Raw genomic sequence first — 6,200 nt, 5'->3', positions numbered from 1 at the left:
GGGGTTTGAGTCCGGCCAGGCCCTTTTCTTTTAGGGCTTTTTTCCAGCGGTGGTAGGTGGCCCGGCTGATCCCCACCAGGTCCTGGATCTCCTTCCAGCTCTTTTTACTTTCACGCAGGGCTTTGACCAGTCGGAGCTTGCGCAGACGTTCCTTGACCTCTGGGTCGCCTGCTTTGGCCTCGGCCAGCCTCTGTGCTTGTCTAGCGCCTTGCCATATCTCTCGGCCAACGGTGGTAAACTGCACCTGGGGAACCTCCTTTCTTGGTTGGTTCCCCTCTTTTTATCCCAGCTTAGAGTCTCACATGTGTTTGTCCAGGTTCATGTGGCTTTGTGTGATTTGTACTCCAGCCGGGACAAGGAACTACACCATTTAAGCCCCCACCTTTCGGTGAAGAGCGATCGGGGGTCGTAAGCCGTTTATCAGTATTCCGCAAGGTACTGGTTTAGCTCCCACTGGTGAACCGATATGCGGTAGGCGTTCCACTCGACCTGTTTGGCGTGCAGAAAATCTTTGTAAAGCGGCTCGCCTAGGGCGTTACGCACCACCCGGTTCTTTTGCAGGGCCTCGAGGGCCTCCCGCAGGGTGCTGGGCATATCGCTGACCCGATATTTGCGCCGGTCACGTACGGAAAGGTCGTAGACGTCGCGCTCGATGGGTGGAGGGGGCTCCAGCCTGTTCTCGATGCCCTCGAGGCCCGCGGCCAGAATCACCGCCAGGGCCAGATAGGGGTTGCAGGAGGGGTCGGGCAGGCGGAACTCGGCCCGGGTGCCGTTGCCCCGGCGCTTGGGTACCCGGATCATGGCACTACGGTGAGAGACCGACCAGGCTACGCTGGTAGGAGCCTCGTAGCCGGGGGTCAGGCGTTTGTAGGAGTTAACAAGAGGATTGGTGATGGCGGCCATACCCTCGGCGTGCTCAAAGAGGCCAGCAATAAACTGAAGCGCGATGGGAGAGAGCTGGTGGGGCCAGACCTCGAGGCGCCCCTTAGGGTCAAAGAAGGCGTTTTCCCCTTTTTTGAAAAGGGAGAGGTGAAGGTGTAGGCCCGAGCCGTTGATGCCCGCGATGGGCTTGGGCATGAAGGTGGCGTGAAGCCCGTGATTTATGGCAATGCGTTTGGCCACAAACTTAAGGGTGGTCAGGTGGTCGGCGGCCTGCAGGGCGTGGGTATACTTGAGGTCGATCTCATGCTGACCAGGAGCGCCCTCGTGATGGGCCGCCTCGATGCCCAGGCCCAGCCGGGAGAGCATATCGACCATATCCCGCCGGGCGGCCTCGCCCCGGTCGGTGGGGGCTAGGTCGAAGTAACCTGCGCGGTCGTGGGTGTGGGTGCTGGGACTACCGTCGGGCCTGCGTTCGAATAGAAAGAACTCCACCTCGGCCCCCACATAGAGGTTGTCGAAGCCCATGCGTTGCGCCCGCTCAACCTGGCGCTTGAGTACCTGGCGAGGGTTGTTCTCAAAGGGTTTGCCATCGGGGTAGGCGATGTCGCAGATTAGCCGGCCTACAGGGCCTTTGGTGGTGGGCTCGAGTTCATCCGGATAAATAGCAAAAGTCTCATAGTCGGGCCGCAGCAGCATATCCGACTCCTCCACATCGGTACGGCCAAAGCCTTCAATAGAGGAGCCATCGAACATGATTTCGCCGTCCAGGGCTTTTTCGAACTGGCCCACTGGAAGCTCAACGACCTTGTTAATGCCCAAAATATCGGTGAACTGCAGGCGCAAAAAACGCGCCTGGGCCTCCTTTAGCGCTTGCAGAATTTCCTGTTTGCTTCTTGCCATGCCTAAAGCATACCGTTGGGGCTGGGGTTTGGGCAGGCGGGCAGATTAAGGAAATTTGCGCATGGCCTCAGTTGCGCCCTGGGCTATGCCGTTATGATTGGGCCGCTCGCGGCATTATCGCGGCAAATTTTGGAGGAGAGATGAGAAAGATTTTTACCGCCATCATGACCTCGCTGGGCCTTGGTGGCCTGGCTTTGGCCGACGGATTCTCCCTCAGTGGCAACCTGCAACTTTTGCCCGAGGTGGGCCTGGTGGGGGGGCAGTTCACCACGCCCTATCCCGCTTACCGGGGCACCGCGGTCAACTACACCCTAAACCTAAGCGACAACGTTGTAGCGGGAGCCTCGTTGCGCCCGGGATTTTTTGCTGGGCAGCTGGTGTTGGCCAGCCGGGTGGGCCTGGTGGGGGTGACCAAGCTTAACACTTCTAGCACGGGCTATGTGGAGGGGGCAGTGCGGCTGGGCTCCAATCAGGTGCTGCTGCCTGGCCCGTTTAGCTTTGATTTGGATGCCAGCGGGGAGCTTTTCCTTACCCAGCGTGTTGCCGAGATGGCGGTGTTGTATGGCGGGGCGGGCTTGGAGGCTAGCTTGGGGGTGGTTCCTGCGCTCTTGCTTAATACCACTGCCAATGCCTACGCTGGGTTGAAGCTCGAGCTGGCCCCGGAGCTAAACGCCTATATGGAAGGCGGGCTGCGCTACCCCTTCGGCCTCAACCTGGGCTACGATCTAACTGCTTCGCTGTACTATACCGTGGTGCGGGGCCTACGGCTGGGCCTTTATGGTGGCTATGCCAACCCTAGCGGGGCGGCTGGTGCCTGGAAGCTGGGCTTGGTCGCGGAATGGATAGAGAAGCCTGGCACCCTAGGAACGCCCGGCAACTACCTGCCCTGAAGTAGGGAAAAAGCTCCGCTTTCTGCGGAGCTTTTTCATTTGCCAGGCTAGTCGAACTTGTTTTGCTGTAAGAAGCTAGCGGTTTGCTGCAGATCGGGCAGGGAGCCCCGGATTTTGCGGATGGCTACCCGGGTTCCCTTGTACCAGGGAATGGTGGTCTTGGGGTCGGTGTAGCCCGAGGTCATGCTATTGGAGGTGCCCAGGTGGTGGTATTGTAGGGCGAAGATTAGGCCAGGCCGAACCGCGTCGGTCACGTAGACCATGAAAGTACCGTTGCCCTCTTCGTTCCAAACCTGCACCAGGTCGCCGCCTTTGATGCCCAGGGCTTGGGCGTCCTGAGGGTGCATCTCGATGTAGGGCATGGGCATGACGGTCATTTTTTCCGGCAGGAAACGGTCGTTGTACATAGTCTGCCAGATGGCCTGGGCACGCCCGGTGGTCATCCAGAAGGGGTATTTCTTGGCCATGTCGCCCTCGAGGTACTTGGCTACCTCGGGTGGATACCCTTCCCAGTCGTCGGTGCCGTACCAGCTAAACTTGCCGTCTTTGGTGCCGAACTTGACGCTGTAGCGGCGCAGGGTACCCACGGGCCGGCCATTCTCGATGCGAACCGGGGTGCGGATACCCTGCTGCCCGACCTGGCGTAAAAAGGCATAGGTAACGCCGCGGTAGCACTCGGCAGGCAGGGTGGCCTCCTCGCTGGCGGGGATGGCGTTGTTGGGGAAGGAGTTGCCTCCATCGAGGAAGACGTCCTCGTCTGTGTTCCAGTTCTTGCCGAACTCGAACTTGGCGGCAACATCGCCTTTGCCCTCGGCCCGGTACAGCTCGGCCATCTTCAGGCCCACCAGCTTACAAATCTCCCAGTCCTGCTTGGCCTCGCCGGGCGGGTCCATGAACTTCTCGTACAGGCGCAGCAGGCGGCTGTTGCAGTTGATGGAGGTCTGGTTGGCCTCGCCCCAGGCGCTGGCCGGCAGCACCAGGTGGGCATCCATGGCGGTGTGGGTCAGGTAAATATCCTGCACCACCATGAACAGACCACCAGTGGCCTCGAGGCCCTCGAGGATTTTGCTCACCCACTCCTCGGTGCGGCCCGGCTCACCCGAGCGGCCCAGATAATCGGAGAGGGCCTTGGTGCGCTCGCGGATGCGCTTGCGGAAGAGCTGGTTGTTGGGGGTGGAAAGATAGGGGTTGGTTCCAATGACCCAGTACAGCTTGCCCTTACCGTCGGTCAGGTATTTGTCCACGTTGACCGGGGGTCCTCCGTTGTAGATAGAGCCTGGGGTGGGGGAGGGGGGCCGGACATAGCCCTCTTGGTGCCCGCCCAGACGGCCACAACCGGTGCCGGCCCGGCCGATGTTCTGCGAGAGCACGTTCATCTGCACCAACGCCGCGATCTGGTCGTAGTTCTTCATATTCCAGATCATGCCCTTCTCGTAGATGGTCAGGGTGCGGCGAGGGAAGTTTGCGCCCTTGGGCTTGGCAATCCAGTCGGCGGCCTTTTCGATGTCGGCGCGGGGCACGCCGGTAATTTGCGTGACCCGGGCCATGAACTCAGCATAGGGCGTGTCCAGTTTGAGGGATTTTTCCTTATACTCCTCAAACTTCTGCATGTCGGTGCGGTTTTGCAGGTACTGCATATTGTAGTAGCGCCGCTCCCAGATGACCCGAGCGATGGCGTTGGCCAGGATATAGTCGGTGCCCAGGTTGGGCCGCAGGTGCAGGGTCCGGGCTTTGTCGACCTGTTCCGCGACGGTCAAGCTGGAGGTGCGCCGGGGGTCAACCACGATGAGGTAGGCCGGGCCGAAAGGCTCACCCCGCAAAAGGTTGCGCTGTTTTTCCCCTGATGTGGCCCCTTGGATGTTGGGCAGCATGTGCTCGGTATAGAAGACGCTGGCGGTCTCGTAGGGGTTGGCGCCCCACAGCACGATGGTGTCGGCCAGCCGGGCGTCGATGGCGTCGTAGTTCAGCTCGTGAACCCCCCGCTCGCGGCTGCCCCAGACCTCCGAGTTGTAGGCTGGACGGTTGTGGATGGCGATGTGCTTAACGCTAAAGGCATCGAAGAAAAGCTTGCCCACTCCCCAGTTGTTCTCGAAACCAGCGCCAGAGCCCCCGTGGTCGAAGGCCTTGACCGCAATATTATCGTCGTTGCCGTCTTTATCGCGAATGCCCTTGGCTACGCCGGCCAGAATGGTCAGGGCTTCGTCCCAGGGGATGACCTGGAACTGGTCGCCTATGCGCAGCAAGGGGTATTTCAGGCGCTCGCGGGTGGCCCGGGCATCGCTCCAGGTAGCTACGGCGTTGGTGGCCCCACGGCTGGAGTGGTCACGCTTCAGGTTGATGGGGGAGTCGCCGGCGGGCACGATGACCACGTGGTACTGCTGTCCATCCTTACGGGTCACGATGGAGTGCATGGTCTCGGTGTAAACCAGGCCCCCCAGCGGGGTCTGAGGGTTGCGCAGGTCCACTCCGAAGGCGTTCTGGTTGGCGGCCAAACCGCCCTGGGTGCCGACCGGCCAGGTGTAAACCTTGTAGCCGCAGCCCACCGTGCAGTACTGGCAGACAGTGTTGTGCACAGTAGCATTGGCAGGCGGGATGGGCAGTGCATCGCGGCGGTTCATATTGGACATAACCACACCTCCTAAACGTTCCTGACCCGGCCCCAGATCAGGCCGTTGATGGCGTTGGCCAGGATGTCACCGTTGGGGGCCACGCGAAGCTGGATTTGCGGGAGCCCGGTACCGGCCAGACCCTGGTAGACCTGGGCGGCTTTGGCGGGGTCGAACATGGAGTAGTGGCAAGGGCAGAGCAAGCGGCCGTTTTTATAGACCACCGGGCAGCCCATATGGGTGCAGGCCGCCGAGAAGGCCACAATATCCCGGTTGGGCCCCACCCCCCCCAGGGCCGGGCGGCCCAGCTTGACCAGGATGCCCTGAGCGCGGGCATCGGGGTAATTGAAGGTCACCGGCTGGTTGTTTTGCAGGTTGCGGATGTTACCTACCCGCACAGCCGGATAGGTCAGGCTGGGGGCAAACCAGAACTGGGCCCGGCCAGCACCGGTGAGTGAGGCCATAGTGACCCCGCTCAAAACCTGGATCGTGCGCCTACGACTGAGTATCATGTTCTGCCTCCTTAGTTTATTTTTTTGAAATCCGTTCTATTAGTACCAAATAAAATTGAAATGCGCAAGATCGTGTTGTAAGTCTATGCAACACGGAGAGCTGCTTTTTGAACCTGGACGGACACATGTGAGACTCTAGAAGCCCCAGGTGGGATAAAAAGAGGGGGACCGACTCCTGAAGGAGGTCCCCCAGGTGCAGCTTACCACGGTTGGCAAAGCGATATGGCAAGGAGCGAGGAAGGCCCAGGAGCTGGGAGCGGCCGGAGCCAGCGACCCCCTGGTCCAGGAACGGCTACGCAAGCTCAAGCAGGTGGAGGCGTTCAGGAAGCACGGGGTGAGCTGGCCCGAGATCCAGGCCCTGGTGGGGATCAGCCGGGCCACCTATTACCGCTGGCGGAGGAGGCTCAAGG

Annotated in this window: 6 protein-coding genes; 2 read left to right on the top strand and 4 right to left on the bottom strand. The window is 60.5% G+C overall.

All coding sequences use genetic code 11. From position 1 onward, the window contains the following. A partial coding sequence (locus tag G552_RS15600; RefSeq protein WP_156890656.1) for a helix-turn-helix domain-containing protein occupies positions 1 to 244 on the bottom strand: 244 nt, incomplete at its 3' end. A gap of 176 nt (positions 245 to 420) precedes the next feature. Continuing rightward, positions 421 to 1,782 carry a type I glutamate--ammonia ligase gene (glnA, locus tag G552_RS0113205; RefSeq protein WP_027883438.1) on the bottom strand — a complete coding sequence of 454 codons (1,362 nt, stop codon included), beginning with the start codon at positions 1,780 to 1,782 and terminating at the stop codon, positions 421 to 423. Positions 1,783 to 1,922: 140 nt separating this feature from the next. On the opposite strand from glnA, the gene G552_RS0113200 reads away from it, so the two are divergent. Then, a complete protein-coding gene (locus tag G552_RS0113200) occupies positions 1,923 to 2,672 on the top strand; it encodes a hypothetical protein (RefSeq protein ID WP_036270961.1) in 750 nt (249 codons plus the stop codon). 47 nt (positions 2,673 to 2,719) lie between these two features. Here the strand turns inward: G552_RS0113200 and G552_RS0113195 are convergent, their stop codons facing one another. Beyond that, positions 2,720 to 5,299, bottom strand: a complete 2,580-nt coding sequence (locus tag G552_RS0113195; protein WP_027883436.1) for an arsenate reductase (azurin) large subunit — start codon at positions 5,297 to 5,299, stop codon at positions 2,720 to 2,722. Between the two features lie 11 nt (positions 5,300 to 5,310). Beyond that, on the bottom strand, positions 5,311 to 5,790 hold the full coding sequence (locus tag G552_RS0113190) for an arsenate reductase (azurin) small subunit (RefSeq protein WP_027883435.1): 480 nt from the start codon (positions 5,788 to 5,790) through the stop codon (positions 5,311 to 5,313). A 193-nt stretch (positions 5,791 to 5,983) separates the two neighbouring features. Between G552_RS0113190 and G552_RS0113185 the strand changes: the two genes are divergently transcribed. After that, positions 5,984 to 6,200: helix-turn-helix domain-containing protein (locus G552_RS0113185; protein WP_027883434.1), on the top strand; the 217-nt coding region annotated here is incomplete at its 3' end.

It is taken from the genome of Meiothermus rufus DSM 22234 (genome assembly GCF_000423425.1).
GTDB classification, from domain to species: domain Bacteria; phylum Deinococcota; class Deinococci; order Deinococcales; family Thermaceae; genus Meiothermus; species Meiothermus rufus.
Note: the sequence above shows the minus strand (reverse complement) of the source record. Positions and strands in the feature narration are given on the sequence as shown.